Origin of the sequence: Streptomyces sp. W1SF4 (assembly GCF_003950035.1) — a bacterium.
Classification (GTDB): domain Bacteria; phylum Actinomycetota; class Actinomycetes; order Streptomycetales; family Streptomycetaceae; genus Streptomyces; species Streptomyces racemochromogenes.
In genome coordinates, this window is the sequence record NZ_CP034350.1 from 6034027 (window position 1) to 6060812 (window position 26786).

19 protein-coding genes are annotated in these 26786 nt (G+C 75.4%); 12 read left to right on the forward strand and 7 right to left on the reverse strand.

The window, feature by feature from the left end; translation table 11 throughout:
* Positions 1-28 precede the first annotated feature (28 nt).
* From D1J60_RS28165 to D1J60_RS28180, 4 genes are read right to left on the reverse strand one after another with little or no spacing between them, the layout of a single operon-like run.
* On the reverse strand, positions 29-796 hold the full coding sequence (locus D1J60_RS28165; RefSeq protein WP_125822979.1) for a cobalt-precorrin-6A reductase: 768 nt from the start codon (positions 794-796) through the stop codon (positions 29-31).
* A complete protein-coding gene (gene cobM / locus D1J60_RS28170) occupies positions 786-1535 on the reverse strand; it encodes a precorrin-4 C(11)-methyltransferase (protein WP_125603409.1) in 750 nt (249 codons plus the stop codon). The genes D1J60_RS28165 and cobM overlap by 11 nt, the downstream gene beginning before the upstream one ends.
* Complete coding sequence (cbiE, locus tag D1J60_RS28175) at positions 1532-2782, reverse strand: precorrin-6y C5,15-methyltransferase (decarboxylating) subunit CbiE (RefSeq protein ID WP_125822980.1); 1251 nt, start codon at positions 2780-2782, stop codon at positions 1532-1534. The genes cobM and cbiE overlap by 4 nt, the downstream gene beginning before the upstream one ends.
* Complete coding sequence (locus tag D1J60_RS28180) at positions 2779-3999, reverse strand: MFS transporter (protein ID WP_125822981.1); 1221 nt, start codon at positions 3997-3999, stop codon at positions 2779-2781. The genes cbiE and D1J60_RS28180 overlap by 4 nt, the downstream gene beginning before the upstream one ends.
* Positions 4000-4167: 168 nt before the next feature.
* On the opposite strand from D1J60_RS28180, the gene D1J60_RS28185 reads away from it, so the two are divergent.
* From D1J60_RS28185 to D1J60_RS28195, 3 genes are all read left to right on the forward strand, one after another.
* The gene (locus D1J60_RS28185) at positions 4168-4641 is read left to right on the forward strand and encodes an SgcJ/EcaC family oxidoreductase (protein ID WP_125822982.1); all 474 of its coding nucleotides are present in this window, start codon (positions 4168-4170) and stop codon (positions 4639-4641) included.
* 188 nt (positions 4642-4829) lie between these two features.
* Complete coding sequence (locus D1J60_RS28190; RefSeq protein ID WP_125822983.1) at positions 4830-5807, forward strand: winged helix-turn-helix domain-containing protein; 978 nt, start codon at positions 4830-4832, stop codon at positions 5805-5807.
* A 328-nt stretch (positions 5808-6135) separates the two neighbouring features.
* Positions 6136-7545, forward strand: coding sequence for a hypothetical protein (locus D1J60_RS28195; protein ID WP_206436584.1), 1410 nt, complete (start codon positions 6136-6138; stop codon positions 7543-7545).
* Here the strand turns inward: D1J60_RS28195 and D1J60_RS28200 are convergent, their stop codons facing one another.
* Positions 7546-8289 carry a trypsin-like peptidase domain-containing protein gene (locus D1J60_RS28200; RefSeq protein ID WP_241253418.1) on the reverse strand — a complete coding sequence of 248 codons (744 nt, stop codon included), beginning with the start codon at positions 8287-8289 and terminating at the stop codon, positions 7546-7548.
* A 295-nt stretch (positions 8290-8584) separates the two neighbouring features.
* The gene (locus tag D1J60_RS28205) at positions 8585-10864 is read right to left on the reverse strand and encodes an immune inhibitor A domain-containing protein (protein ID WP_206436585.1); all 2280 of its coding nucleotides are present in this window, start codon (positions 10862-10864) and stop codon (positions 8585-8587) included.
* A gap of 191 nt (positions 10865-11055) precedes the next feature.
* Here D1J60_RS28205 and D1J60_RS28210 point away from each other — a divergent pair, with 191 nt between their 5' ends.
* Entirely contained in the window at positions 11056-12171 is a 1116-nt protein-coding gene (locus D1J60_RS28210; RefSeq protein WP_125822985.1) for an AMP-binding protein, read from the forward strand.
* 19 nt (positions 12172-12190) lie between these two features.
* Positions 12191-12859 carry an O-methyltransferase gene (locus D1J60_RS28215; RefSeq protein WP_164720980.1) on the forward strand — a complete coding sequence of 223 codons (669 nt, stop codon included), beginning with the start codon at positions 12191-12193 and terminating at the stop codon, positions 12857-12859.
* A gap of 29 nt (positions 12860-12888) precedes the next feature.
* Here the strand turns inward: D1J60_RS28215 and D1J60_RS28220 are convergent, their stop codons facing one another.
* Complete coding sequence (locus D1J60_RS28220) at positions 12889-13419, reverse strand: hypothetical protein (protein ID WP_125822986.1); 531 nt, start codon at positions 13417-13419, stop codon at positions 12889-12891.
* Positions 13420-13525: 106 nt separating this feature from the next.
* Here D1J60_RS28220 and D1J60_RS28225 point away from each other — a divergent pair, with 106 nt between their 5' ends.
* From D1J60_RS28225 to D1J60_RS28255, 7 genes are all read left to right on the forward strand, one after another.
* Positions 13526-14755, forward strand: a complete 1230-nt coding sequence (locus D1J60_RS28225; RefSeq protein ID WP_125822987.1) for a hypothetical protein — start codon at positions 13526-13528, stop codon at positions 14753-14755.
* Positions 14752-16860, forward strand: coding sequence for a caspase family protein (locus D1J60_RS28230; RefSeq protein WP_125822988.1), 2109 nt, complete (start codon positions 14752-14754; stop codon positions 16858-16860). The genes D1J60_RS28225 and D1J60_RS28230 overlap by 4 nt, the downstream gene beginning before the upstream one ends.
* 73 nt (positions 16861-16933) lie before the next feature.
* Positions 16934-18010 carry a MoxR family ATPase gene (locus tag D1J60_RS28235; protein WP_164720981.1) on the forward strand — a complete coding sequence of 359 codons (1077 nt, stop codon included), beginning with the start codon at positions 16934-16936 and terminating at the stop codon, positions 18008-18010.
* The gene (locus tag D1J60_RS28240) at positions 18007-22005 is read left to right on the forward strand and encodes an SAV_2336 N-terminal domain-related protein (RefSeq protein WP_125822989.1); all 3999 of its coding nucleotides are present in this window, start codon (positions 18007-18009) and stop codon (positions 22003-22005) included. Before D1J60_RS28235 ends, D1J60_RS28240 begins: the two co-directional genes overlap by 4 nt.
* Before the next feature lie 52 nt (positions 22006-22057).
* Positions 22058-22807 carry a tyrosine-protein phosphatase gene (locus tag D1J60_RS28245; RefSeq protein ID WP_125822990.1) on the forward strand — a complete coding sequence of 250 codons (750 nt, stop codon included), beginning with the start codon at positions 22058-22060 and terminating at the stop codon, positions 22805-22807.
* Between the two features lie 324 nt (positions 22808-23131).
* Complete coding sequence (gene fusA / locus D1J60_RS28250) at positions 23132-25177, forward strand: elongation factor G (protein ID WP_125822991.1); 2046 nt, start codon at positions 23132-23134, stop codon at positions 25175-25177.
* Positions 25178-25334: 157 nt separating this feature from the next.
* Positions 25335-26783, forward strand: coding sequence for an MFS transporter (locus D1J60_RS28255; RefSeq protein ID WP_125822992.1), 1449 nt, complete (start codon positions 25335-25337; stop codon positions 26781-26783).
* Positions 26784-26786: the final 3 nt, after the last annotated feature.

Below are 26786 nucleotides of genomic sequence, written 5' to 3' on the forward strand. Positions count from 1 at the left end.
GGGCGGACCGTCCGGGCCGCGGCCGGCGTCAGTTCCGGCGGAGCCAGTCCAGGGCCGCCTCCACCGAGGCGGCCCGTGGCACGTGCTCCGGGACCGGGGGCCGGCGTACGACCAGGACCGGGATCCCGGCCTCGCGGGCGGCGGTGAGCTTGGGGGAGGTGGCGTCGCCGCCGCTGTCCTTGGTGACCAGCACGTCGATCCGGTGCCGGGCCAGCAGCTCCCGCTCCTCCTCCAGCCCGAACGGGCCCCGCGCCAGCAGCACTTCCAGCCGCGGCGGCATCGGCGCGGCGGGAGGGTCCACCGAACGCACCAGGAACCAGGTGCCGGTGAGGTGCGCGAAGGCGTGCAGGCCCATCCGGCCGGTGGTCAGGAACACCCGCCCGCCGAGCGAGGGCAGTACGGCGGCCGCGTCGGCGAGGGAGTCCGCGAACGTCCAGTCGTCGCCCGCCCCCGGGGTCCAGCCGGGGCGGCGCAGCGCCAGCAGCGGCACGCCCGTGAGCGCCTGCGCCTGCGACGCGTGGAAACTCATCCGCTCCGCGAAGGGGTGGGTGGCGTCGACCACGTGCGTGACGCCGTGGCCGGTGATCCAGCCGGCGAGTCCCTCGACGCCGCCGAAGCCCCCGATCCGGGTCTCGCCCGGCGGGAGCACGGGCGCGGAGACGCGGCCCGCGAGCGAGCTCGTCACCCGGTACGGGGTCTCGCGCGCCAGCGCCTCCGCCAGCCGGCGGGCCTCCGTCGTACCGCCCAGGATCAGGACGTGCCGGCCGGCCGGCGCTGCGCCGGCCTCAGCAGACATGCCGGTCGCGTTCGGGCGAGTACAGGTGGCTGTCGCGGAACTGCTCGGCGCCCAGCGTCCGGCCCACCACGATGACGGCGGTCCGCACCAGTCCGGCCGCCTTCACCTGCGCCGCGATGTCGGACAGGGTCCCGCGCAGGATCAGCTCGTCGGGGCGGCTGGCCATCGCCACCACCGCCACCGGGCACTCGGCGCCGTAGTGCGGCAGCAGTTCGTCCACGACCCGGTCGACGTACCGGGTGGCCAGGTGCAGCACCAGCAGCGCACCGCTGCGGCCGAGCGTGGCCAGGTCCTCGCCGGGCGGCATCGGCGTGGCCTGCTGGGCGATCCGGGTCAGGATCACGGTCTGGCCGACGGTGGGGACCGTCAGCTCCCGCTTCAGGGCGGCCGCGGCGGCGGCGAACGCCGGTACGCCCGGGACCACTTCGTAGGGGATGCCGGCCGCGTCGAGGCGCCGCATCTGCTCGGCGACCGCGCTGAAGATGGACGGGTCGCCCGAGTGCAGCCGCGCCACGTCCAGGCCCGCCCCGTGGGCCCGTACGCACTCCGCGATGATCTCGTCCAGGTTCAGCTGCGAGGTGTCCACCAGCCGGGCGCCGTCCGGGCATTCGGCGAGCAGCTCGCGCGGGACCAGGCTGCCCGCGTAGAGGCAGACGGGGGCGGCGGCCAGGGTCCGGGCGCCGCGCACCGTGATCAGGTCGGCGGCGCCGGGGCCCGCGCCGATGAAGTACACGGTCATGCTGCTTCTCCTTGTGTCTTCGTGACCGACCACTGGGTGACCGGCATGGCCTGACGCCAGCCCGTGAAACCGCCGACCGGCACGGCGTGCGCGACGGCCAGCTTCACCAGCTCGCCGCCGTGGCGCCGGTAGCGCTCGGCGAGGACCGCCTCCGACTCCAGGGTGACCGTGTTGACCACCAGCCGGCCGCCGGGTGCCAGCGCCGCCCAGGCCGCGTCCAGCAGCCCCGGCGCGGTCAGGCCGCCGCCGATGAACACCGCGTCGGGGGCCGGGAGCCCGTCCAGGGCGGCCGGGGCGGCGCCGACGACCACGCGCAGCGCGGGAACGCCGAGCGCGGCCGCGTTGCGGCTGATCCGCCCGGCCCGCTCCGGGACCCGCTCGATCGCCACCGCCCGGCAGGACGGGTGCGTACGCATCCACTCGATGCCGATCGACCCGGAGCCGCCGCCGATGTCCCAGAGCAGCTCGCCGGGGGCCGGGGCGAGCGCGCACAGGGTCGCGGCCCGCACGTGGCGCTTGGTGAGCTGGCCGTCGTGCTCGTACGCGGCGTCGGGCAGGCCGGGGGTGGCGCCGAGCCGGGGCACGTCGGCGGCCGGGTCCCGGCGGCACTCCACGGCGACCACGTTGAGCGGGTCGCCGGGTGCGCGGTGCCAGTCCGCCGCGGTGCCCTCGTACGCGTCCTCGCGCTCGGAGCCGAGCTGTTCGAGCACCCGCATCCGGCTCGGGCCGAAGCCCCGCTCTCGGAGCAGAGCGGCGATCTCGTCGGGGGTCGCCGCTCCGGCGCTGAGCACCAGCACCCGCCGGCCCTCGTGCAGCGCCGCCGCCAGCCGGGCCACCGGCCGGCCGACCACCGTCACCACTTCGGTGTCCTCCACGGGCCAGCCCAGGCGGGCGCACGCGTACGACACCGACGAGGGGTGCGGGTGGATCCGCAGCGCGTCCGGGCCCAGCTCCTCGGAGAGCGCCCGGCCGATCCCGTAGAACATCGGGTCCCCGCTGGCCAGTACGGCGACGCGGCGCCCCGCGTGCTCGGCCATCAGCTTCGGCACGGCCGGGCGTAGCGGGCTCGGCCAGGCCACCCGCAGCCCGGCGCAGTCCGCGGCCGGGAGCAGGTCCAGCTGCCGGGGGCCGCCGATCAGCACCTCGGCCGATGCCAGCGCGGACCGCGCGCCGGCGGTGAGCCCGGCCCAGCCGTCGGCGCCGAGGCCGACGACCGTCACCGGTGCGGGGGGTGCTGCGGAGCTCACTGCGCGGTACCTCGGGGAAGGGGAGAAGGGGAATGCGGCGGACGGATCCGCAGCCTATCGGGGCGCAGACCCGGCTCCAGTGCCAGGGTGACCACGACGGACAGCGCCGCCAGCGCGGTGATCGCGGCCGCCGGCGAGGTGTACTGCGCCACCGCCCCGGCGAGGGCCGCGCACACCCCCTGCATCGTGAGCATCCCGGCCGAGTGCAGCCCGAGAGCCTGCCCCTGCGTCCCCTCGGGCAGCAGCGGTACGAGCCGCTCCTGCATCAGCAGCCCGGCCGCGTAGCCGGTCGACGCCACGGCGACGGCGGCCGTCGCGAGGACCGGCCCCGGCTGGAGGGCGAACACCAGGTAGGGCAGCGCGAGCAGCAGCCGCAGCGGGGCCGCCAGACGGGTGCGCCACCGCTCGGGCAGCCAGCGGCCCGCGACGGTGTCCCCGGCCAGCATCCCGGCGGCGGCACAGCCGAAGAGCAGCCCGGCGTGCGCGGGGTCGTACGGGACGAACAGGGACTCGCAGCCGACGATCAGGCCGTTCGGCACCCAGAGGGCGAGGTACAGGGTCCGGCGGGCCGGGTCGGACAGCAACAGGCGGTTGACGCGCCGGGTCTCGGCGGGCGACGGCCTGCCCCCGGCCCGGGGCGCCCGGCGGCGCAGCCCGAAGCGGACCGTGAGCGCGGCGGCCGCCCCGAGCCCGGCCGACACCAGCAGCACCCCGCGCGGGGACAGCGCGGCGAGCAGCAGCCCGCCGGCGGCGAAGCCGGCGACCTGCGTCACACCGGCGGCGACGGCGAGGAGGGAGCGGCCGAGGAGATAGTCCCCGGGCGGCAGGATCTCGGTGAGCAGCCCGTAACGGACCCCGCCGGCCAGGGAGTCGGCCAGCCCCTGCCCCAGCAGCACCGCGAACACCGCCCACAGCGGCAGCCCGGGGGCGGCGAGCAGCCCGGTCCCGGCGGCGGCGAGAGCGGCGAGGGCGGCGAGCGCGGCCCGCGGGGGCAGCCGGTCGGCGGCGGCCATCAGCAGGGTCGCGCCGAGCACCTGGGCGAGGGACGGCCCGAACATGGCGAGGGCCGACAGCAGCGGGGAGCGGGTCCGGTCGTAGACCAGTACCCCGAGGGCGAGGCCGCCGGTGGTGGACGCGGCGACGCGGAGGGAGGCGGCGAGGAAGAAGGGGGCGAACTCGGGGGTGCGGAGGAGGAGGGAGCGGTAGCTGCGCGACATGCCGGGAGTCTGCGACGGGTGGCGTGCGGGTCCCAGAGTTTCGCCCGGACGCGAAACCCCGGCGGTCCGCACGCCCCTCCCGCGGGCTTGTCGCGGCATCCACGGACGATCGTGTTCCCCTAAAGGCCGCTTGACCGTGGAACGGGACCCCCTTTCATACTTATCCGCATGGACACGACGAAGCCGGTTGACGAGCAGAAGAAGCAGGACATCGAGGCGATCAGGGAAGTGGTCGCCCGGGTGCAGCATTCTCAGCAATATGAACTCGTCGACGAATTCCTGGCCCTTTTCCGTGAGGACGCGATCTACACCGCACCGCACGGGCGGATCCTGACCGGGCTGGCGGAGATCGCGGAGTTCACCCGTCGAGTCCTGCCCGGGGCCATGGAGAACGCCACGGTCACCTACGAACTGATCGACGTGCTGTTCATCCGTCCCGATGTGGCGGCGGTGAAGCTCAAGGGGCAGCATTACACCCTGGACGGGAAGCCCGACGGACACCCCAACTCCCCGCTCTACGTGATGTCCAAGGAAAACGGGAAGTGGCTGCTGACCGCATGCCAGGGCACTTTCCAGCTGTACCCGGAGTTCGACATCCCGAGCCGTATTCCCCCGGCGCCGGAAACCGTCGAAGCCGGCTGAACCGGTCCGGGGCGGGCCGGGGGCCGCACCCCCCGGCCCTCGGGTCGTACAGCCCCCGGCCCCGGGCCGCACCACCCGGCGGTGCCCCCGGCCCCGGGGCCGCGCGTACACCCCGGCCGGGGGCGCGGCATGATCGGGGCAGCCCCCGGAGGGACCGGCGGCCCGGACACCGACTGGCGGCGGTACCCATGGGATGGTGGCGCATCGACACCGACGCGCTCGCGCGCAGCCGCTTCGTGGTGTCCCCCCTCGCCGAGACCACCGCCGCTCTCATGGCCCTGGAGCGCCGCGCCCCCGCCCACCCCGCCGAGCGGGCCTGGCTCGCGGACCGGCTCCCGCACTACCGGGCCCACCTGGCCGCCGAGCCCCTCACCGCCGCCCTCGTCCGGGCCGCCCTCGGCCGCCTGTGGATCGCCGGGTACCTGACCCCGCCCGCCCACCGGGACGGCCGCGCCTTCGCCGAGGAGCTCGCCACCGTCCGCGCCGCCCCGGACGCGGTGGTCCGCACCGACCTGCGCGCCGCCACCGGCCGGCTCCCCGAGGGCCTCGACCGGGCCCGCGGCCTCGGCCCGAGGACGGCCGAACTGCTGGAGTGGGTCTGGGAGGAGGCCGTACGCCCCGACTGGGAGCGGCGCCGCCGGACCGCGGAGGCCGACGTCCTGGTGCGCACCAGCCAGCTCGGCCGGGAGGGCTGGGCGGCGGCCCTTTCCGGAATGCGGCCGGGGATGGCATGGCTGGGCGGCGGGCGGCTGCGGGTCAACCTCCAGCAGCGGCGGCCGCGCGAGCTGTCGGGGGACGCCGGGCTGGTCTTCGTACCGGTGACGCACGCCCACGGCTGGGTCGCCTGGACCGGTACGCACCGGCACGCGCTGGTGTACCCGTGCGCGGGCCAGCTCGCCCAGCCGGGTCCCGGGCCGGCCGCGCCGCAGGCGCTCGTACGGCTGCTGGGGCCGGTGAGGGCGCGGGTGCTGGTGCTGCTGGAGAGCCCCAAGTCCACGACGCAGCTGGTGGCGCTGACCGGGTACAGCCTGGGCGCGGTGGCCGGGCAGCTGAAGGTGCTGCTCGCGGCGGGGCTGATCCTGCGCCGACGGGCGGGCCGCAGCGTGCTCTACAGCCGGGTCGCGGCCGGGGACGTACTGGTGTCGGCGGCGGGCGCCGCCGAGTAGGGTGGCCGCGGCGGGCCCGAGGAGGCGCCGGCGACGCGGCCGGCGAGCGCCCGTGGGCCGCGTCCAAAGAAGCTCACGGGGCCTCAGGTACCGCCTCTGTGGCCGACCGGCCGGCCCGCACCTGTCGGCCGACCCCGGTCGCCGATGAGGCCGGCGCCCCGCCGATCCCCTGGGCGATCCCCCCCGCCACGCCCCCTCCACCTGCCCCCCGCACGCGCCCCCGGCCGCCCCCTCCGCCCCGTCCGCGCCCCCGCCACGCCCCGGCACGCAACCGTCCGCCCCGGCCGGGGCCTGACCCGGGCCGCCCCGACGGCCGGACACTCGTCCCATGGACGACACTCCGGACAACCACACAGAATCCCCCGGGGACCACGCCGTGGTCCTCGGGGCCGGCCTGGCCGGTCTGCTGACGGCACGGGTCCTGGCGGGGCGGTTCGCCCGCGTCACCGTCGTCGAACGGGACGAACTGTCCCTGCACGGGCCGGAGTTCCGCCCCGGCCTGCCGCAGTCCCGGCACGCGCACGTGCTGTGGGCGCGCGGTGTCGAGCTGATGGAGCAGCTGCTGCCCGGCACCACCGCCGAGCTGCTGGAAGCCGGCGCGGCCCTGCTGGAGTCGCCGCGCGACTTCCTGTGGCTGAGCCCTTCCGACTGGTTCCGGCACGTACCGGGCGCCGGGATGCTGATCGGCAGCCGGGAGCTCCTCGACTGGACGCTGCGCCGTGCCGTACTGCGCGACGGCCGGATCCGGATGCTCGGCGGCCGGCTCGCGACGGGCCTCGTCGGCGGCCCGGGCAACCGCTCGGTGACCGGCGTGTCCTTCCGCGACGGCGGCCGCCTCGCCGCCGCGCTCGTGGTCGACGCCACCGGCCGCACCTCCAAGGCCCCCGCCTGGCTGGCCGCCCTCGGCTACCCCGCCCCGGCGGTCACCCGCTACGACTCCCACCTCGGCTACTCCAGCCGCCCGTACGCCATCCCCAAGGCCGCCCTGGACGACCCGCGGCGCCGCTGGCACGGCATGTACGTACAGGGCCGGCCCGACAGCCCGCGCGGGGGAGTGCTGGTGCCGCTGGAGGGGGACCGCTGGCTGGTCACCCTGATCGGCAACGGCGAACACGCCCCGCCCACCAAGGACCCCGAGTTCCTCGGCTTCGCCCGCACCCTGCGCAGCCCCGCCCTCTACGACGCCATCCGCGACGCGGAACCGCTGGCCCCGCCCGCCGGCTTCCGGGCCACCGCCAACGAGTGGCGCCACTACGAGCGCATGGACCGCTGGCCGGAGGGCTTCCTCGTCGTCGGCGACGCGGCCTGCCGCTTCAACCCGGTCTACGGGCACGGCATGACCGTCGCCGCCATCACCGCCCAGGCCCTGGGTGACGCCGTCAGGGCCCTGCCCACCGCGCAGATCCCGGCCGGGACCCGGCGCGTCCAGCGGCACACCGTCACCGCGGCCAACGTCGCCTGGCAGATCGCCACCAGCGAGGACCTGCGCTACCCGGGCACCGAGGGCCCGCCGGCGGACCGGGCGACCCGCGTCCTCCAGGCGTACATGTCCCGCGTCATGGCGGGCGCGAACACGGACCCCGCCCTCTCGGCCCCGTTCTTCGGCGTCCTGTCCCTCTCCACCCCGCCGAACACCCTGCTCGCCCCGGCCACGGTCCTGCGCGTCCTGTCGAAGTGGCGCCTGCCCACCTCACCCCGCACGACGACGGCCTACCCGCCGCACCACGGCCCCGCCTGACTACCCCCGCACGGCCCGCTCGTACAGTTCACGCACCCCGTCCCCGAAGTAACTGCTGTACGACGTCACCTCGTCCCCGCCTCCATCGCGGCCGCCGATCACCCCGATCAGGGTTCCGGCCGCGGTCAGGACGGGGCCGCCGCTGGTCCCGTTGGGCACGTCCGCGCAGTCCAGCCGCAGCTGCGTGGACCCGGCGGCGACGGCCGTGTTGGCGCACCCCAACGGCTGCTCGGCGTCGTTGGGGTAGCCCACCAGCCGGGCGGGGGCGGGCAGCTGCTGCCCGAACCGCACGGGGTGCGCCCCGGTGACGTCCTCCAGCCGCTGCCCGGCATGCCCGGGCCGGCGCACCCGGATGAACGCCACGTCGTAATCCGGATCCGCCTCCTCCACCCACCGCGGATCCACGTCGATCCGCGTCGGCACCCACACCCCGAACGGCGCCTTCCCCTCGGCGTACCCGGGCACGAACGCCAGATTGGTCCGGAACCCCCGCGCGTACACGCAGTGCGCGGCGGTCACGACGAGGTCCCCGCCGGCGGAATGCACCACGCTCCCGGAACAGTGGTGCTCGTCGTCCCAGTCCATCCCGGGCGAGAACAACGCCCCGATGGCCGGCTCGGCCTCGACGACCCCCGCCTCGAGCGGCTCGGACACCTTCCACCCGGCCCCGTCGGGCGCCGCCCGCCGCTCCCCACCCCCCTCGACGAGCCCCTCCAGCGCCTCGGCAGCGGTCTCGTCCCCCACCCGCTCACCCTGCACATAACTCCCGCGCCCGGCATCCCCGACGGCCACGGTCCCGAACCGCCCCACGGCAAAGGCCACCCCGGCCACCACAACCGCACAACAGACCCCCGCCAGCACACACACCCGCACGGCCCTGCCGGTCATACCCCACTCCCAAAGATCGCCACCACCCCCCAACGGCTCCCGCCGCCCGCGGGTTCCCTACCAGGGCGTGTCCGTCCTCACAGCTCCCCGGCCCCGTACGCGCGAGCGCCCCGCCGGGAGGGCCGGCGGGGCGGGCGTGTGGGGGGTGGGGTCAGGGGGAGGGGGTGAGTTGGAGGGTGGTGCGGGTGGTCGTTTCCTTGGTGAGCTCGATGCGGGTGCCGGTGTCCGGGACCTTGACGCCGAGCTGGGGGAGGTCCGGGTTCCAGTACGTGTCGCGGTGGTCGTCGAAGACGCGGATGCCCGGGCGGGAGGGGACGGTCAGGGAGGTGCCCGGTTTGTGGAGGGTGATGCGGTCCGTGGGGCGGGTCGAGAAGGGGGCGTCGAAGGTCTGGGCGCGGGCGTTCAGGAGGCTGCCGTCCGGGTAGCGCAGGGGGGCCGGGCGGGCGTCGACCGGGAGGATGAGGCCGTTGCCCGGGTGGGCCTTGGTGGTGTTGTCGCTGTACGCGGTGTCCCAGAGCCAGAGCAGGACGCCCTGCTGGTAGGGGTAGAACTCCACCCGCTGGTCGGTGGAGGTGAAGTTGTAGGGGCCCGTCCTGAGGAAGGAGCCGTAGCCGGTGTGGCGGCGGTACTCGGCGAAGTAGGCGCGGGGGTGTTCGGTGGTGCCGGTGCGGCCCTCCGCGCGCGACCACTTGAGCGGGGTCCAGCCGTTGTCGCCCTGTTCGGCGCCGTCCTGGAGGAGGGTGCGGCCGTCGGCCGCCGTGACGCGGATGTCGTCGAGGGTGACGCCGCGGCCGTGGGTGTTGCTGTCCGAGGTGGTGCGCAGGCGCAGGTGGGTGGTGGACGCGGGGAGGGGGGCGGTGAGGGTGGTCCAGGACGGTGAGGTGCCCGAGATGCCCTTCGGGGGGATCGGGGTGCCGCCCACCGTGCCGGGGAGGATGGTCCAGGTCTTGCCGCCGTCCGCGGAGGCTTCCGCCGTGAGGAAGTCGAAGTCCTGTTCCAGGTCGTACCAGACGCGGGCCGTGAGGGTGGCCGGGCCGGCGGCGGGGTCCAGCGGGCGGGTCAGGGTGTTGTCCATGAAGTCACCGGTGCCGCTCCACCACTGGCGGGCGCCCTCGTAGGGGTCGGTGAGCTCGGTGCGGGTGGTGGAGGGCGGGAGGTGGACCAGGAGGGCCTGGGGGTCGTCGGTGTGGTAGCCCGAGACGCCGAGGGTGGCGCGGGTCCTGCGGCCCGCGTCGGCCTCCGTGTAGTCCAGCCAGCCCAGTTGGAGCTTGCTCCACGGGTCCAGGTCGCCGGGGAACTGCCCCGTGGTGTTGGGGCCCTTGCCCAGGTAGGAGGCCGAGGACATCAGGGACCAGAAGTTGACGCCGTTGTCCCCGTCCGAGCTGTAGAGGTCGGGCAGCCCGAGGTCGTGGCCGAACTCGTGGGAGAAGAGGCCCGCTCCGCTGTTCTCGCCGCCGGTGAGGTAGTCGCCGGCCCAGATCCCGGTGTCGCCGACCGGGGTGCCGCCGGCCTTGTTGCCCTCGGGGCCCGCGCTGCCGGCCTGGTTCCAGTACGCGAACCAGCGGTGCGCCCAGATCGCGTCCTTGCCCTGGGCGCCGCCGCCCCAGGTCTGGTCCTTGCCCGCGTGGACGACGACCAGGTGGTCGAGGTAGCCGTCGGGCTCGTCGAAGTTCCCGTCGTGGTCGGCGTCGTAGCGGTCCCACACGTCGTACTGGGCCAGTTCGGCCTTGATCTCTTCGGGGGTGCGGCCCTTCGCGCGCTCGGACTCGTACCAGGCGGTGGTGGAGTCGCGGACCAGGTCCCAGTTGGTGCGGCACTGGCCGGCCTCGGTGCACGTGTCGGTGCCGTAACGGGCCTCGTTGTAGGGGAGCTTGACCCAGTCGGTGACCTTGCCGTCGATGTCGTAGCGGCCGGAGGACTGGAGGTTGTAGTAGGCGCGCAGGGACGCCGAGCCGGGCGTGGGCGAGAAGAACTGCTGCTGGTAGTAACCCCTGTCGAAGTCCTTGCGCCAGAGGGTGTGGTTGTCGTCCGGGGCGGGCTTGCCGATGGTGTTGTGCAGGGGGCCGGGGGTGCCGCCGAAGCGGGGGTCGGTCTGGTCGCCGAACTCCGCGAGGATGACGAACACCTTGTCCTTGCGCCGCTGGGCGAGTTCGACGTACTGGTCGCCGATCTTCGCGGTGCGGGGGAGCGGGCCCGCCGCCCGGGCGGCGGCCCGGTCGCCGGAACCTCCCGCCGCGATGCCCTCCAGCGCCTGGCGGCGCAGGGCCTGGCGCTGGAGCTCCAGCGGGGCGAGGGGCGGGGCGGCGGCCTGTTCGGCCCCGCCCGTCGGCGGGGTGGGCGGAGGAGCGGTGGCCGCCAGGGCGGCGGGGGCGGGCAGGAGGGCGAGTACGGCGAGGGATATCGCCGCACCCGCCGAGGCGAGTCTGCGCAACGGAGTTGCCCTTTCGGGGAGTTCGGGGCCGGGGCGCAGGTAATATTTCACATGTCACAGGTGATGGATAGGGGGTGCGTGTAGGGCCCGCCGTGTCCCCGGAGGGGCCCGCGTCGTTGTGCCCCTGAGGGCTCCCGGGGTGCCGGTCCGCCCCCGCCCCGGAACCCGAACGCACAGGGGGAGACGCGCACATGTCCCTCGAACCGCCGTACCCCGCACTGCCCCTCGACGCCCTCTGGGAGGGCCCCGGCATCGGCACCGCCGCCCCCGACGGGCCGCCGGGCCCCTGGCACCTGCCGTGGGACCGGCTCACGCCCGCCGAAGCCGCCGAGGCCCGGGAGGGGCTCGCCGGCCGGGCGTACGAGTTCCAGGCCTCCGACGCCGCCACCGGCGACCCCGTCCGGCGGATCTTCACCGGCGACCTGCTGCGCGCCGACGCCGAACGGACCGCCCGCCTGCTCACCCCGTACGCGCCCGAGGCGATCGTCGCCTTCGCCCCGCCCCGGCACGTCTACGGGGCCGCCGCCGGCGTGTTCCTCCCCGCCGTGACCGGGCTGCCCGTGTGGTTCTGGCCCGCCGGCGACTGCCCGCCTCCGGCCGTGCCCGCCCGGCGGATCGCCGTCGTCGCCATCCCCGCCGCCTTCCGCGCCCTCGCCCGCCACCCCCGCTGGACCGCCTCCTTCGAACAGCTCACGTTCCTGCACGGCGGCGCCGAACTCCCGCCGGAGGCACGCCGGTTCGCGACCGACCCGCGCGCCGCGCTGATCGAGCTGCTCGGCTCCACCGAGACCGGATCCGTCGCCCACCGCACCGGCTGGGACCCCGCCGGACCCTGGACGCTGCTCGACGACGTCGCCTTCGCCGCCCCCCGCACCGGCGCCGAGGGCCCCCTCATCGTCACCGGGCCCCGGCTGTCCGCGCTGCCCGACGGCAGCCGGCCCGACCGGCACGAGATGGACGACGTGGTCCGCCGCCTCGGCGACCGGCTGTTCCTGCGCCTCGGCCGCCGTGCCCAGCTGGTACGCGTCAACGGCGTCCGGTACGACCTGGGCGCCATCGCCGCCCGGCTGCGCGCCGCGCTCCCCGGCGCCGACGTGGCCTGCGTACGGGTCCCCGGCCCGGCCGGCCCGCCGCACGAGGAGGCGTACGACGTGCTCGTCGCCGGAGGCGGACCCCTGACGGCGGACGGCGTACGGGCCGCCGCGCGCGGCCTCGGCGCCGAACCCCGCCTGGTGCGCCTCGTGGACCGGATCCCGCGCGGTCCCCTCGGCAAGCCCCTGCCCGCGCAGCTCAACCCGCCCGACTGACCCCGAGAGGACGTACGCCGTGAACCCGCAGCCCGAAGACGTGAAGACGGTCCCCCTCACCCCCGAGGTGTACGCGTACCTGCTCGCCCAGGCCGAGCCGCAGACCGGGGTGCAGCGACGGCTCGTCGAGCGCACCCGCGCCCTCGGCGACCGGGCCGTGATGCAGATCCCGCACGAGCAGGGCGTCCTCCTCACCCTCCTCGCGAAGCTGACCGGAGCCCGCCGCGTCGTGGAGGTCGGCACCTTCACCGGCTACTCCACCCTCGCCCTCGCCGCCGGACTGCTCCCCGGCGGACGGGTCCTCACCTGCGACGTCTCGCAGGAGTGGACCGCGATCGCGCAAGAGGCCTGGAAGGAGGCCGGGGTCGCCGACCGGATCGAGCTGAGGCTCGCGCCCGCCCTGGACACCCTGCGCGCCCTGCCCGCCGAACCCGTCCTCGACCTCGTCTTCCTGGACGCCGACAAGGGCGGCTACCGGGACTACTGGGAGGAACTGGTGCCCCGCGTACGCCCCGGCGGCCTGCTCCTCGCCGACAACGCGCTCTTCGGCGGCGCCGCCGCGGACCCCGCCGCGCGGGGCAACGGGCTGGCCGTGCGCGAGTTCAACGCCCACGTCCGCGCCGACGACCGGGTGGAGTCCGTGCTCCTCCCGATCGCGGACGGGCTGCTGTTCGCGCGCAAGCTCTGAGCACCGGCCGGGCCGGCGGGGGTCACGCGTCAGTCGTCGTCCGCGACGCCCAGGTCATGGCGCATGGCGGTGCGCATCGTCCGCAGCAACTCCCAGAGCGCGTACTGCTCGCGGGCCGCCGTGTTCATCGTCTCGCCCGGCGCGGGCTCGTCCCGTTCCAGCCGCTTGACCTGGCCGTACACCGTGTTGAGGCCGTGGTTGACGGCGCTCGCCGTCACGAGCACCGCGTCCGGGGCGACCATCTGCGCCTCCGAGTAGCGGTCGCGGTGCGCACCCTTCGCCGCGTCGAGCGCGACCCGGTCGGCGTCCTCCACGGTCCGCTCCCGCATGACGTGCAGGTGGTGGCTGAGCGCGGTGGCGAACTGCCGCGACTCCCTGTTGAGTTCGGCGTAACAGGTGCGCCGGAGCGCCCGGCTCTCGCGGATCTCCTCCTGGGCGCGCACGAGTTCTATCTCCCGGCGCTTGGCCCGTTCCGCACCCCGCTGCGTCAGCAGGGACCCGCCCAGGGTTCCGGCGACACCCGCCACCGCGATGACCACCGAACTCAGATCCACCCACATGCTCCTTCACGGTCGAGGGCGCCCGAACCGGCCATTCGGTACGCCGCCTCGCGGACTCGGCGCTATCGTGCCGGGCGGGGGAGAGCGACGAGGGGGCGGGGCGGCCATGCGGTTTCTGTTCGTTCACGGTACGGGGGTGCGGCGGGAGCGGCACGACGCGCTGTTCGCGCTGGTGCGGGAGCGGCTCGGGGAGCGGTTCCCCGGGGCCGAGATCGACTCGTGCTTCTGGGGCGAGCGGTTCGGCGCGCGGTCGGGCGCCGGCGCACGCTCCGTACCCGGGACGCCGGAGGGCGCTGACGGGGGCGCGGAGGCCGCCGAGTGGGGGCTGCTGCTCGCCGACCCGCTGTGCGAGCTGCGGGTCCTGGCCGAGACCGGCTGGGCCGACGCGGGCCCGGAGGACGACCCCTTCGCCATGCCCGGCTTACGCCCCGCCGGGGAAGCGGTGCTGGAGCTGCTGCGCCGGCTCGCCGGGGCCCCCGACGCGGACGGCCCCGGCGAGCTGCGCGCCCTGCTCGACGGCACCGGCCTCGCCGCCGGGTTCCGGCCCGCGCTGGAGGGCGCCGCCGGCTCCGCCGAAGCGGCCCGCGCCGCCGCCCGCGCCACCGCCGAACCGCAGGCCCGCGAGCTGGCCGCCTCCCTCGCCCGGGCCGTCACCGCCGGGGCCCTCGCCGAGGCCGGGACCGACGCCGACTGCACCGCCGCCGAACGGGACCGGCTCGTCGAGCTCCTCACCACCCGCCTCGGCGGCGGCGCCCGCGTCCCCGGGGCCCGGGCCGCCGCCGTCCTCGGCCGGCTCGCGCAGCGGGTCACCACGCAGCCCCTGCTCAACGCCTGGCGCGGCCCCCTCACCGCCGGTGCCGCCCCCGCGCTCGGCGACATCCTGCGCTACCAGGCCAGAGGCGCCGGCCTGCGCGCGTACCTGCGCGAACGGATCACCGCCCGGCCCGGCCCGACCGTACTGATCGGCCACAGCCTCGGCGGGATCGCCCTGGTGGACCTGCTCGCCCTGGCCGCCGCCGACGGCGTACCCGTACCCGGCGCCGAACTGCTCGTCACCGTCGGCTCGCAGGCCCCGTACCTCTACGAACTCGGCGCCCTCACCGCCCTCGCCCCCGGCAGCCGGCTCCCGTACGGCTTCCCGCGCTGGCTCAACGTGTACGACCGCCAGGACGTGCTGTCCTACCTCGCCGCGCCCGTCTTCCCCGGCGACCCCCGCGTCAGCGACCACGAGATCCGCAGCCGCCAGCCCTTCCCCGCCAGCCACAGCGCCTACTGGAAACAGCAGTCCCTCTACGAGCGCGTCGAACGGGCGGTGACCGAAGCGGGGATGGCGTGACGGCCCCCGGCGGACCGCACACCGACGTGGACCCCCGGCGCGCCTTCGCGCTCGTCGCCGGGGTCGAGCGGTACGAGGTCAGCCACCACTGGAACCTGCGCGGACCCGCCCGGGACGCCCTGCGCTTCGCCCGGTGGCTGACCGGTCCCGGACAGGTGCCCGCCGCGAACGTACGGCTGCTGCTGTCACCGCTCGACGACCCCGACACCCTCGACTGGTCCGCGTCCGAGGGCCTGGCCGCGCTGCGGGCCTCGTACCGGCCCGCGACCGAGACCAACGCCCGCACCGCGCTGCTCGACGAACTCCCCGCATGCGACGGCGACCTCCTGTGGATCTTCTGGGCCGGGCACGGCTACCTCGGGCGCGACCACGAGCTGATGCTGCCCTGCGCCGACGCCCGCCCCGGCCAGATCCGCCACCTCAACCTGGACTCGGCCCTGCGGTGGTGGCGCACCGACCTGGTCAAGCACCGGCGGTTCCCGCTCCAGGCCGCACTGGTGGACGCCTGCCGCGTCGACGCGCCCCGCGACAGCCGCTGGAACTTCGGCAGCGCCGACTACGGCGGCGGCCACACCGTCCCCGGGCGGCGCCAGTTCCGCCTGTACGCCTCCCGCGTGGGGGAGGCCGCGCAGAACGACGCCGAACGGGGCGCGGGCCGCTTCACCGAGGCCCTGCTCGGCGAACTCGGGGACCGGTCCGTGGGGGAGGGCGCGGCCCTCCTGCCCGAGGCCGCCCGCAGCATCCACCTCGCCTTCCGGGGACTGCGCGAACGCGGCGAGAGCTGGCAGCTGCCGCAGTTCCTCGTCGACAGGGACTGGGACGCCAACTCCTTCCTCGACTTCCCCTCCTTCCCGGCCCTCCCCGCCCCGGCCCTCCCCGCCCCGGCCGACGACGGCCCCGCCGTCCCCGCCGGCCCCGGCGGCGGCCCGCCCGGACCGTCCCTGCCCAGCGCCCCCCGCCTCGACCAGACCGGCTGGGACGGGCTCGGCGACCTGTTCGAGGGCCGTGACCTGCCGCGCTGTGCCTACGAGGCCTACGCCTGGGCCTTCAAGGCGGCCGGCTGCACCACCCCCGTCGACGGCGGACTGCCCGCCGACACCCTCCTCGAGGTGGTCGCCGACCTCGACGAACGGCAGGGCGGCCGGACCGGGATGCCGCTCGCGGTGCCCTTCGTGCACTTCCTCGCCGACCGGACCGCCCGCCCCGGCGGCGGACCCGGCGGCGGCCCCGAGGACCCCGAGTGGGCCGCCGCCCTCGCACGCTGGGTACGGGACACCCGCGAGCGGCTCGGCCTGCCCGCCCTGCGCCCGCCGCCCGCCCCCGCCCGCAAGGCCACCCTGCACGTGCGCCTGGAGTCCCCGCCCGGCGGCGAGGACGGCCTGCTGGCCCGGATGTGGCTGCGCGGCGAACGGACCCGCCACGTCTGGGAGTCGGAGGGCAGCCCGGTCCAACTGGCCGCCGTACGCGCCGAACTCGTACGCCGCCTCGCCGAGGCCGCCGCGGGCGGGCAGCCGCACGGCGGCATCGGGCGGATCGAGTTCCACGTCCCCTACGAACTGCTGGAGACGGACTTCGACCAGTGGCCCGTACCCCGCCGCGGACCGGGCGGCCGGACCCGCCCGCTCGGCGCCGTCCACGAGGTGGTGGTGCGCTGCCCGCAGGAACGCGAGGACACCCGCACCGAATGGCTCGACAAATGGCGCTGGCTCCACGTCCACGACGGCCGGCACCCCGACGCCGTACGGACCGTCGAGGACCCCGACGTCACCGACGCCCTCGGACTGCGGCTGGGGGCGGCGCCCGCGCCCGCCTGCGTCCTCGGGCACGTCGGCGGCCCCCGTACGGCCGCCCTGCTGGACGCCCTCCTCGAAGGCGGGGTGCCCGTCGCGGTGTGGCGGCGCGGCGGCGGAACACCCCCCGGGGGACTGCCCGCGCTGCTCGCCCCCGACGCCGGGCCGGGGGCGCCCTCGGTGTTCGCCCTGCCCGCCCGCGTGCGCGAGGTGCGCCGGGCGGCCGCCGGCCAAGGACCGGAAGGGGGAGACCCGTTGGTGCTCCTGTGGGACGATCCCGACGACACGGTCCACCTCCGTTCCCTGGCCACCTGACCCCACCGCCCACGACAGCCCGAGAACCGGCCCGCCACGGGCCCGACCCGAACGCACCACCCGCGAACAGACGATGGAGGCACAGGCAGTGGCGAAGGACTGGTGGCTGTACCGGGGCGCGGGCCCCGGCGAGGAGCGCCGCACCCGGCTGGAAGCCGGACCACCGCCGCCCTGGCGGGACTTCACCGGCGAACCAGACCCCGCCTACGCGCCGCCCGGCTGCTCCGGCGAGGCCTGGGAACGCACCCGCAGGCGCGGCGAGGGCTACGTCCCCGACGAGGCGGAGAAGGACGTGGTCAACACCGCCCTGCACCTGCGCCGGCCGCTGCTGATCACCGGGAAGCCCGGCGTCGGCAAGTCCACCCTCGCCTACAGCATCGCCACCGACCTGGCCCTGGGCCCCGTACTGCACTGGCCGATCACCAGCCGCACCGTGCTGCGCGACGGCCTCTACCTCTACGACGCCATCGGCCGGCTCCAGGAGGCCGGCCTGGAACAGGTCCGCGTCCCCGGCGCCCGGCTCCCGGACCCGGCGGAGCAGCCGGCCGCCGTGCCCTCCATCGCCCGCTACCTGCGCCTCGGCCCGCTCGGCACCGCCCTCCTCCCGCAGCACGGCCCCCGCGTCCTGCTCATCGACGAGATCGACAAGAGCGACATCGACCTGCCCGGCGACCTCCTCACCGTCTTCGAGGACGGCGGCTTCGTCATCCCCGAACTGGCCCGCCTCGCCAAGGAGGAACCCACCGTCGCCATCGGCACCGACGACGACCCCGACGCCGGCGTGGCCGTCACCCAGGGCCGCGTGCAGTGCCGCCACTTCCCCGTCGTCATCCTCACCAGCAACGGCGAACGCGACTTCCCGCCCGCCTTCCTGCGCCGCTGCGTCCGCCTCCACCTGGACGCGCCCGGACCCGAGAAACTCGCCCGCATCGTGCGCGGCCGGCTCGGCGTCGACATCACCGGCGAGGACGCCGCCGAGTACCAGGACCTCGTACGCAGCTTCCTCGAACGCGCCGAGGACGGCGACCTGGCCACCGACCAGCTCCTGAACGCCATCCAGCTGCGCCTGGCCGGAGCCTGGTCGGCGCCCGCCGACCGGGACCGTTTCCTCGCCACCGTCATGCAGCACCTCACCGGGCCCACCGCGTGATCGAGAGGCTGCTCGCCGCCTTCGCCGAAGGCGCCGAGGACGGTGCCGCGCCCCGCACCGCCGTCGGCCCCGAGGAGATCGCCGACATCCTCTGGCTGGCCGCCCGCGTGGACCCGGCCGCCGCCGCGTCCCCGGACGGCGGGGTGCGTCCGCCCGGCCCCGAGGGACCCGACGGGACCGCGGAGCCGCCCCCACACCCCGACGGGCCCGCATCCGGTGCCGGGCGGGCCGGCCCGGACGCGGCCGGGGCCGTCCAGCTGTTCCCCGCCGTCCGCGCCCGGCCGGAGCGGCCCGCCGAGCCGGCGGCCGACGCGCCCGCGCGGCGCGGCGTACCGCTGCGGCTGCCCCGCACCGCCTCCCTCGACGACCCGCTCGCCCTGATGCGGTCGCTACGGCCCGTCGGACGCCGCGCCATCGGCGGCCCGGGGGAGGAGCTGGACGAGCAGCTCACCGTGGAACGCAGCATCGAGGCGATGGTCCCCACCCCGGTCCTGCGCCCCGCCGAGAGCCGCTGGCTCGACCTGGCCCTCGTCGTCGACGCCCACCCCTCGATGCTCCTGTGGAGCGACCTGGTGGACGAACTGCGCGGGGTGTTCACCCGCAGCGGGGTCTTCCGCGACGTCCGAACCTGGCAGCTCACCGGCACCGCCCCCGGCGGCACCCCGATGCTCGCCCGGGGCCGCGGCGGCCCGCCCCGCAACCCGCTGGAACTCGCCGACCCCGCCGGGCGGCGGCTGATCCTGCTCGTCTCCGACACCGTCGCCGGGGGCTGGCAGGAGACCCCGCTGCTGCGCGTCCTGCGGCACTGGAGCGCCCACAACGCCGTGGCCGTGCTGAACGTACTGCCCGAACGGCTGTGGACCCGGGGCGCCGTGCGGCCCGTGCCCTTCGCCGTCCGCTCCGACCGGCCCGCCGCCGCCACCCGCTCCTGGCAGCGGGTGCCCGCCGCCCGGCGGGCGCGGGGCGGCGGGCCCGTCGTCCCCGTGGTGGGGCTCGCCTCCGGCAGCCTGGCCCGGCTCGTGCGGACGGTGTCCGGGGACGGGCGCTGGCGCCGCCTCGCCTGCCTGCGCCTGGACGCCGCCCCCGCCCCCGGCACGGCACCGCCGCGCCGGGCCGCCACCGCGCTGGAGGCGGTCGAACGGTTCCGGGCGAGCGCCTCCCCGACCGCCCAGCAGCTGGCCGCCCACCTGGCCGCCGTACCGCTGACGCTGCCCGTGATGACCCTCGTACGGCGCTCCCTGCTGCGCGACTCCGAGCACGGGCACCTGGCGGAGGTGGCCCTCGGGGGGCTCTTCGCCCCGTGGGAGGGGCAGCAGCGGCCGGAGGACGCGGAGTTCGACTTCCTGCCGGGGGTACGGGACGTGCTGCTCGGCTCCCAGCTGCGCGGGGACGTCGCCGCCGTACGGGAACTGGTGCGCCGCCGCGTCTGGGAGTTCATGTACCGCCACCGGGGCACGGGCCCCGACTTCTCCGCGACCCGGGTCACGACGGGGGCGGAGGGCCGCCGCCGGGTCCCGGCGGAATCCCTGCCGTTCGCCGAGCGGCCGGGCCCCGGTCCGGGGGTGGGCGAGGGAGTCGTACGGGTCCGCTTCGAACCCCTCGCCGAGCCGCGCGAGGTCGGCACCTTGCTGACCCCCCGCCTGGTGCTCACCGCCGCGGACGCGGCCAGCCCCCGGGACACCGTCGCCTGGGCCGGCACCCCCGACGGCAGGGAGGCCGCCTGCCGGCCCGTCTGGTGGGACGACGCGAGCCCGCGGGTGCTGCTGCTGGAGAGCGAGGAGGACCTGGCGGACCCCGGGTTCTTCACGCCGCCGGCCTGGGAGGCGTCGCCCGCGCCGGACGAACCGTTCGTCTTCGTGCCCGGATTCGCGGACGGTCACGACTGGCTCACGACCGCGGGCGAGACACGGCTGCAGGGCCGGTCCCGCAACGGCGAGATCGTCGGGCTCTCACCGGAGGCGGAGGACTGGACCCGCTTCCGAGGTGCCCCCGTGCTCTCGGTGCCGGGCGGTCTGCGCGGCGTCGTGCACACGGTCGGGCCCGACCGGATGGTCTTCCTCACGGCCGAGGCCCTGCTCGCCCAGGACGGCTTCCGCGCCGCGCTGGGCGACCAGGCACCCGGGAAGGCGGTGACCCTGGCCGTGCGGGCGGACGAGAGCGTGCACGGGCCCGGCCGCTCCGCCCGCCGGGAGCTGACCAGCCTCCTGGCGGAGGCGATGGACGACGCCGAAGTGGCCGAGCGGGTGGAAAGCGCGTCGATGGGCGTACGCGTGACCCTGGCCGGGCCGGATGCCTTCGCCCGGACGGGAGCGCTGCTGCTCGCGCTGTACCGGGTGGCGCTGAGGGTCCGCTTCCAGGGCCCACCGCTCGCCGTGGCCCTGGCCGGACGCGGTCCGGGGGAGGACGCCGACACCATGGACCGGCTCCTCGACAACGACGTGGTCAACGGGTGGCTGCGTGACGGCGGCCCGGACGACACGCCCAGTCTCGTGCTCACCCTCTCCCGGTCGCTGTACGAGGAGCTCCACGAGCTCCTCGGCCCGCTGGCCCTGCGCCCCCTCAAGCCGTTGGGGGAGGAGCCGGGCGGATGGTTCGTCCTCGGGGACCCCAGCCGGGTGGCGGAGCTGCTGACCGACGCGGAGACGTACCCGGTGGAGGAGTCCGTCTGGCCCCGCTGCGGCTTCGGCGCGTCGGAGGAGAACCCCTCGGGGTGCATGGGAGTGAAGGTGACGGGCCGCCACAACTGCCTGGCCCATCTGCCGAGCACCGAGCGGGAGGCCTACCTGAGCAGCTTGGGGCCCGGATCCTCCGTCGACTTCCGGGGGACCACTTTCGAGGGGGGCCTGCTGGGGCGTGTGCTCGACGCGGTGCGCGAACCGGCGACGGGACGGGTCAGGCTGGGCTCGGCGGCCTTCACACGAGCGTGCTTCAAGGACGACTGGCTGGTGGTGGCGGGCACCTTCACCGGCGAAGCCGACTTCACCCGCGCCGTGTTCGAGGGCGCCTCGGGCTTCACCACCAGCACCTTCGCTTCGGATGCGAACTTCGACCGTGCGGTCTTCAACAAGGGGGCGGCCTTCCAGCGGGCCAGGTTCATGGGCGCGGCCGCCTTCGGCCGGACCGTCTTCGAGCAGGAGGCGCTCTTCGAAGGATCCGCCTTCGAGGGGGCGGCAGCCTTCGACCGTGCCGTTTTCGTCGCAGCGGCGCAGTTCGCGGAGGTCACCTGGTTCGAGGACATGTCCTTCGGGCGCGCCGTCATGGAGGGGGAGGCGGTGCTGGACGGGATGACGGTGCGCAAGCGGGCGGACTTCGACCGGGTCGTCTTCAAGGGGCGTGCATCGCTGGGTGACTCCGTCTTCTGGGGACCGCTCTCCTTCGCACGCGTCGTGTGCGAAGGGCCGTTCTCGGCGACGGGAACACGCTTCGCGCACGCGTCGGATTTCGAGTCCATGGTCTGTGAGGGGGAGGCTGTCTTCCGCGACGCCCGTTTCGACGGCCCGGCCGCCTTCGCCGGTGCTCTCTTCCACGGTCTGGCGGCATTCGACGCGGCCAGGTTCGGGGAGCGGGCGGGCTTCGACGGTGCCGTCTTCCGGGGCCCGGTCCTGATCAAGAACAGTGTGTACACGGAACCGGTCAGCTTCGACGGCGCTGTGTTCGAGGGCCTGCTCCGGTGGGTCGACACGAAGACGGAGACGGAGGCGGCACACAGCAGTTTCGCGGGAGCCGTCTTCCAGGGCGCGTCCCGCTTCCTGCGCGGCGAGTTCACTGGCGACGCCGTCTTCGACGGGGCCGTCTTCGACTGGTCCGTCACCTTCGAGGGCTGCGACTTCCGGGCCGCCCTCTCCCTGGCCGGCGCCGTCTTCCACGGGCAGGCCACCTTCACCGAGGTCACCCTCGCCCAACCGCTCCGACTGCAGGCGGGCTGGAGCGCGACCGAGTCGGACGGGGTGTGGGAGATCACGTCCCCCCAGCGTCCGGAATCCGGTGACGCCTGAGGCATTCTGGCCAGGTCGCAGCCAGCGCCAACCCTTGCCCCAGGAGCCACAGTTGACCCAGGCCACCGCCGCCGAAGGCACCCGGCACATCCCCTTCGACCGCCTCCACAACTTCCGCGACCTGGGCGGCTACCGCTCCGCCGACGGCCGGGCCGTCCGGTGGGGGTGCCTCTACCGGGCCGACTCCCTCGGGAAGCTGGGGGGCGCCGACTGGGAGCGGTTCCTCCGGCTCGGGGTCCGGACCGTGATCGACCTGCGCTACCCCTGGGAGATCGAGGCCAAGGGCCGGATACCGGAGCCGGAGCGGTTCACGTACGCCAACCTCAGCATCGAGCACCGCCCCTACGACCAGGCCGAGATCGACCCCGCGCTCGACCCCTGGCGCTACCTCGCCGACCGCTTCGCGGAGGTCGCCGAGGACGGCGTGGACGAGATCCGGCGGGCCGTCGAGCTGATCGCCGACGGCCCCGGCCCCGCCGTGTTCCACTGCACCTCCGGCAAGGACCGCACCGGCCTGATCGCCGCCCTGGTGCTGACCCTGCTCGACGTGTCCGAGGAGCAGATCCTGGCCGACTTCGCCCTCACCGAGCTGGCCACCGAGCGCCTCACCGCCGACTGGCACGCCGCCAACCCGGGCCGCACCATGCGCTGGCCCTCGTACGGCCGCGCCCCGGCCACCGTCATGGAGCTGGTCCTGGCCGACCTGACCGGCCGTTACGGGTCCCCGTCCGCCTATCTCACCGAGGCCGTCGGCATCACCCCGCAGACCACGGCCCGGCTGCGGGAGCGGCTGCTCGCCTGAAAGGCCGCGCCTGAAAAACCAGGTGCCCCGGCCGGCGCGCGCCGCCTACAGTCGCGGTGCGCGCCGCCGCCAGGGCGGTGCCCGCCGATGCCGAGCGAAGAGAAGGGGAACCGGGCCATGCGTACGAACCGCACCGCCGCCGTCGTTCCCCCCTGCCGGTACGACGTGATCCCGGTGTCCCGAAGCGCGCGGTAACAGCCGCGCGGCTGTCACCGTACGCCCGTGACGCACCCCTTTTTGAACGCTGCACCCCGCCACGGGGTGGAGCGGCGTCCCGGGAATCGCGCTGCCCTCTTCCCACCCAGGCACCGAAAGGCCCGGGCCATGCGCACCGATCACCGTCACACCAACGTCACCACCGCCGCCGTGCGGAACCTCGGCATCCTCGCCCACGTCGACGCCGGCAAGACCACCGTCACCGAGCGGATCCTCTTCGCCACCGGCGCCATCCACAAGCGGGGCGAGGTCCACGACGGCACCACCGTCACCGACTACGACCCCCAGGAACGCGACCGCGGCATCACCATCTTCGCGGCGGCCGTCAGCTGCGCCTGGGACGGCCACCGGGTCAACCTGATCGACACGCCGGGCCACGTGGACTTCGCCGACGAGGTCGAGCGCTCCCTGCGGGTGCTCGACGGCGCGGTCGCGGTCTTCGACGCCGTCGCCGGCGTGGAGCCGCAGAGCGAGTCGGTGTGGCGCCAGGCCGACCGGCACGGCGTGCCGAGGATCGCGTTCGTCAACAAGCTGGACCGGGCGGGCGCCGACCTCGACGCCGCCGTCGGCTCCATCAGGGAGCGGCTCGGCGCGGTCCCCCTGGCCGTGCAGCTGCCCGTCGGCCGGGAGGACGGTTTCACCGGCGTCGTCGACCTGCTGCGGATGCGCGCGCTGCTCTGGGGCGCGGGCGACGGCTCGTACGAGGAACTGCCGGTGCCCGGGCCGCTGCTGGAGGAGGCCCGGCGCAGGCGCCGGCTGCTGGAGGAGACGGTGGCCGGACTTCACGCGGAGGCCCTGGAGGAGTTCTGCGCCGGCGACGGACTGGGCGAGGCGACCCTGGCCCGTGCCCTGCGCGAGCTGACCCTCGCCGGGGACGCGGTGGTCGTGCTGTGCGGTTCGGCGTACCGCAACCGGGGCATCGAGCCGCTGCTCGACGCCGTGGTGGCGTACCTGCCCGCACCGGGGGACATGCCGCCGGTGCGGGAGCGGGCCGCCGACCCGGCGGAGCCGCTGGCCGCGCTCGCCTTCAAGGTGACGGCGACGGCGACCGGCCGGCTCACCTATCTGCGGGTCTACGCGGGAACCCTGCGCAAGGGGGACTCCGTACTGGATCCGGCGACGGGCCGGACGGAACGCGTCGGGCGGATCCTGCGGGTGCAGGCCGACCGGCACGAGGAGCGGGAGGAGGCGGTGGCCGGTGACATCGTCGCCGTCGTCGGGCTGAAGTCGGCGCGGGCGGGGACGAGCCTGTGCGCGCCGGAGGCGCCCCTGCTGCTCGAACCGCCCGTGGTGGCGGACCCGGTGGTGTCGGTCGCGGTCGAGGCGGGCCGGGGTACGGACACCGGGCGGCTGGCCTCCGCGCTGGCCCGGCTCGCCGAGGAGGACCCCTCCCTGGTGGTGCGGACCGACGCGGAGACCGGGCAGACCGTGCTGTCCGGGCTGGGCGAGCTGCACCTGGAGGTGGCGGTGGAGAAGGTGCGCCGTCTGCACGGGGTGGAGGTCGTGGTGGGCCGGCCGCGGGTCTCCTACCGGGAGACCGTGGTGCGCGGGGTGACCGGATTCGTGTACCGGCACGTCAAACAGGACGGCGGCGCGGGCCAGTTCGCGCACGTCGTGCTCGACGTGGAGCCGTTGGAGGAGCCCGGTTTCGAGTTCCGTTCGGCGGTGACGGGCGGGCGGGTTCCGCAGGAGTTCGCGCGGGCCGTGGAGGCCGGCTGCCGTGACGCCCTCGCCGAGGGTCCGCTCGGCGGGCATCCGGTGACGGGCGTGCGGGTGGTCCTGACCGACGGGGCGACGCACTCCAAGGACTCCTCGGAGATGGCGTTCCGCGCGGCGGGCCGGTTCGCGCTGCGCGACGCCCTGCGCGCCTCGGGGCTGGAGCTGCTGGAGCCGGTCGCGGAGGTCACGGTGACGGTTCCGGACGACGGTGTCGGCGCGGTCCTCGGGGACCTGGCCGCCCGCCGCGGCCGGGTCACGGGCTCGGCCGGGCAGGCCGGGACCACCGTGGTCACGGCGACGGTGCCGCTGGCCGAGCTGTTCGGGTACGCGTCCCGGCTGCGCGGCCGTACGCAGGGCCGGGGGTCCTTCACCAGCCGCCCGGCGGGTCTGGCGCCCGTTCCGGCGGGGGTGGCGGCGACCCTGACGGCCCGCTAGCACGGCGGGGCCGACCCGCTGTGGGGCCCCGTCCCGGCTTCGGCCGGGGCGGGGTCCCTTCGCGTTCCCACACCGCTCTTACATACCCCCCATGGGTATGCTACGTTGCTGCGCGTAGGTACCCCCCAGGGGTATACCTCAGAGGAGGGTCAGGGCAATGTCAACCGTCAATCCCCGGCGCTGGTGGGCACTTGGCGTGCTTGCCGCCGCTCAGTTCATGGTCATCATGGACACCTCGATCATCGGGGTCGCGCTCCCCGAGATGCAGAAGGACCTGGGCTTCTCCCAGGGCGAGCTCCAGTGGGTCTTCAACGCCTACGTCATCGTCTTCGGCGGGTTACTGCTGCTCGGCGGGCGGCTCTCCGACCTGTTCGGCGCCCGCAGGATCTTCGCCACCGGCTGGGTGGTCATGATCGCGGGCTCGGTGCTCGCCGCCGCCGCGCAGAGCGCCTCGGTGGAGATCGCCGGCCGGGCCGTCCAGGGAGTCGGCGGCGCGCTGATCGCGCCCTCGGCGATGACGCTGCTCATGATGCTCTTCGGGCACGACCCCAGGGAGCTGGGCAAGGCGATGGCCCTCTACGGCGCCGCCGCCCCCGCCGGCGGTACGGCCGGCGTGTTCCTCGGCGGCGTGTTCACCGAATGGGTCAGCTGGCCGTGGGTCTTCATCATCTACGTCCCGATCGGCGTCGCCACCCTCGCCGCGACCGGGCTGCTGCCCGCCGTCCAGGCCCGCCGCGGCTCCGTCGACGTCCTGGGCGCCGCCGCCGTCACCGCCGGGCTCGCGCTCGCCGTGTTCGCCGTCGTCCGGGCCCCCGAAACCGGCTGGGGCGCCACCGCCACCGTACTGGAGCTCGTCGGCGCGGCCGTCCTGCTCGCCCTCTTCTTCGTGATCCAGCGGACCGTCCGCGAGCCGCTCATGCCGCTCAGCGTGTGGCGGATCCCGCGCCTGGGCTCGGCCAACCTCGCGATGACGCTGCTCGGCGCCGCCTGGATCCCGATGTGGTACTTCCTCAACCTGTACCTCCAGCAGGTGCTGGACTACGGCGCCTTCGCCTCCGGCGCGGCGCTGCTCCCCATGACGGTGCTGCTGATGATCTTCATGACGGCCATCACCGCCCGCCTCATGGGCCGCTTCGGGGCCAAGCCGCTGATCGTCGCCGGTCTGTTCGCCCTCGCCGCCGGGCTGGTCTGGCTGTCGGCCGTCGAGCCGACCGGCACCTTCCTCGTCGACGTCCTGCCCGCCTCGCTCGTCGCCGCGCTCGGCATGGCGCTCGCGTACATCCCGGCGATGATGGCCGCCATGTCCGGTGCCCCGCAGGAGCAGGCCGGCCTCGCCTCCGGCATCGTCAACACCACCTACAACGTGGGCTCCGCCCTCGGCCTGGCCGCGCTGACCGCGCTCGCCACCACCCAGGGCGCCGGAGAGCTGGGCAACCTGCCCGCCCTCACCGACGGGTTCAGCGCCGCCTTCATCGGCGCCGCGGTCATCGCCGCCGCCGGCGCGGTGATCACCCTGTTCGCGATGAAGGGCGACGGGCCCGCCGCCGCGGCCGCCGCTCCCGCCGCCGACGCCCCGGCGTCGCGCAGCGAGACGGCGGGGGTGTGACGT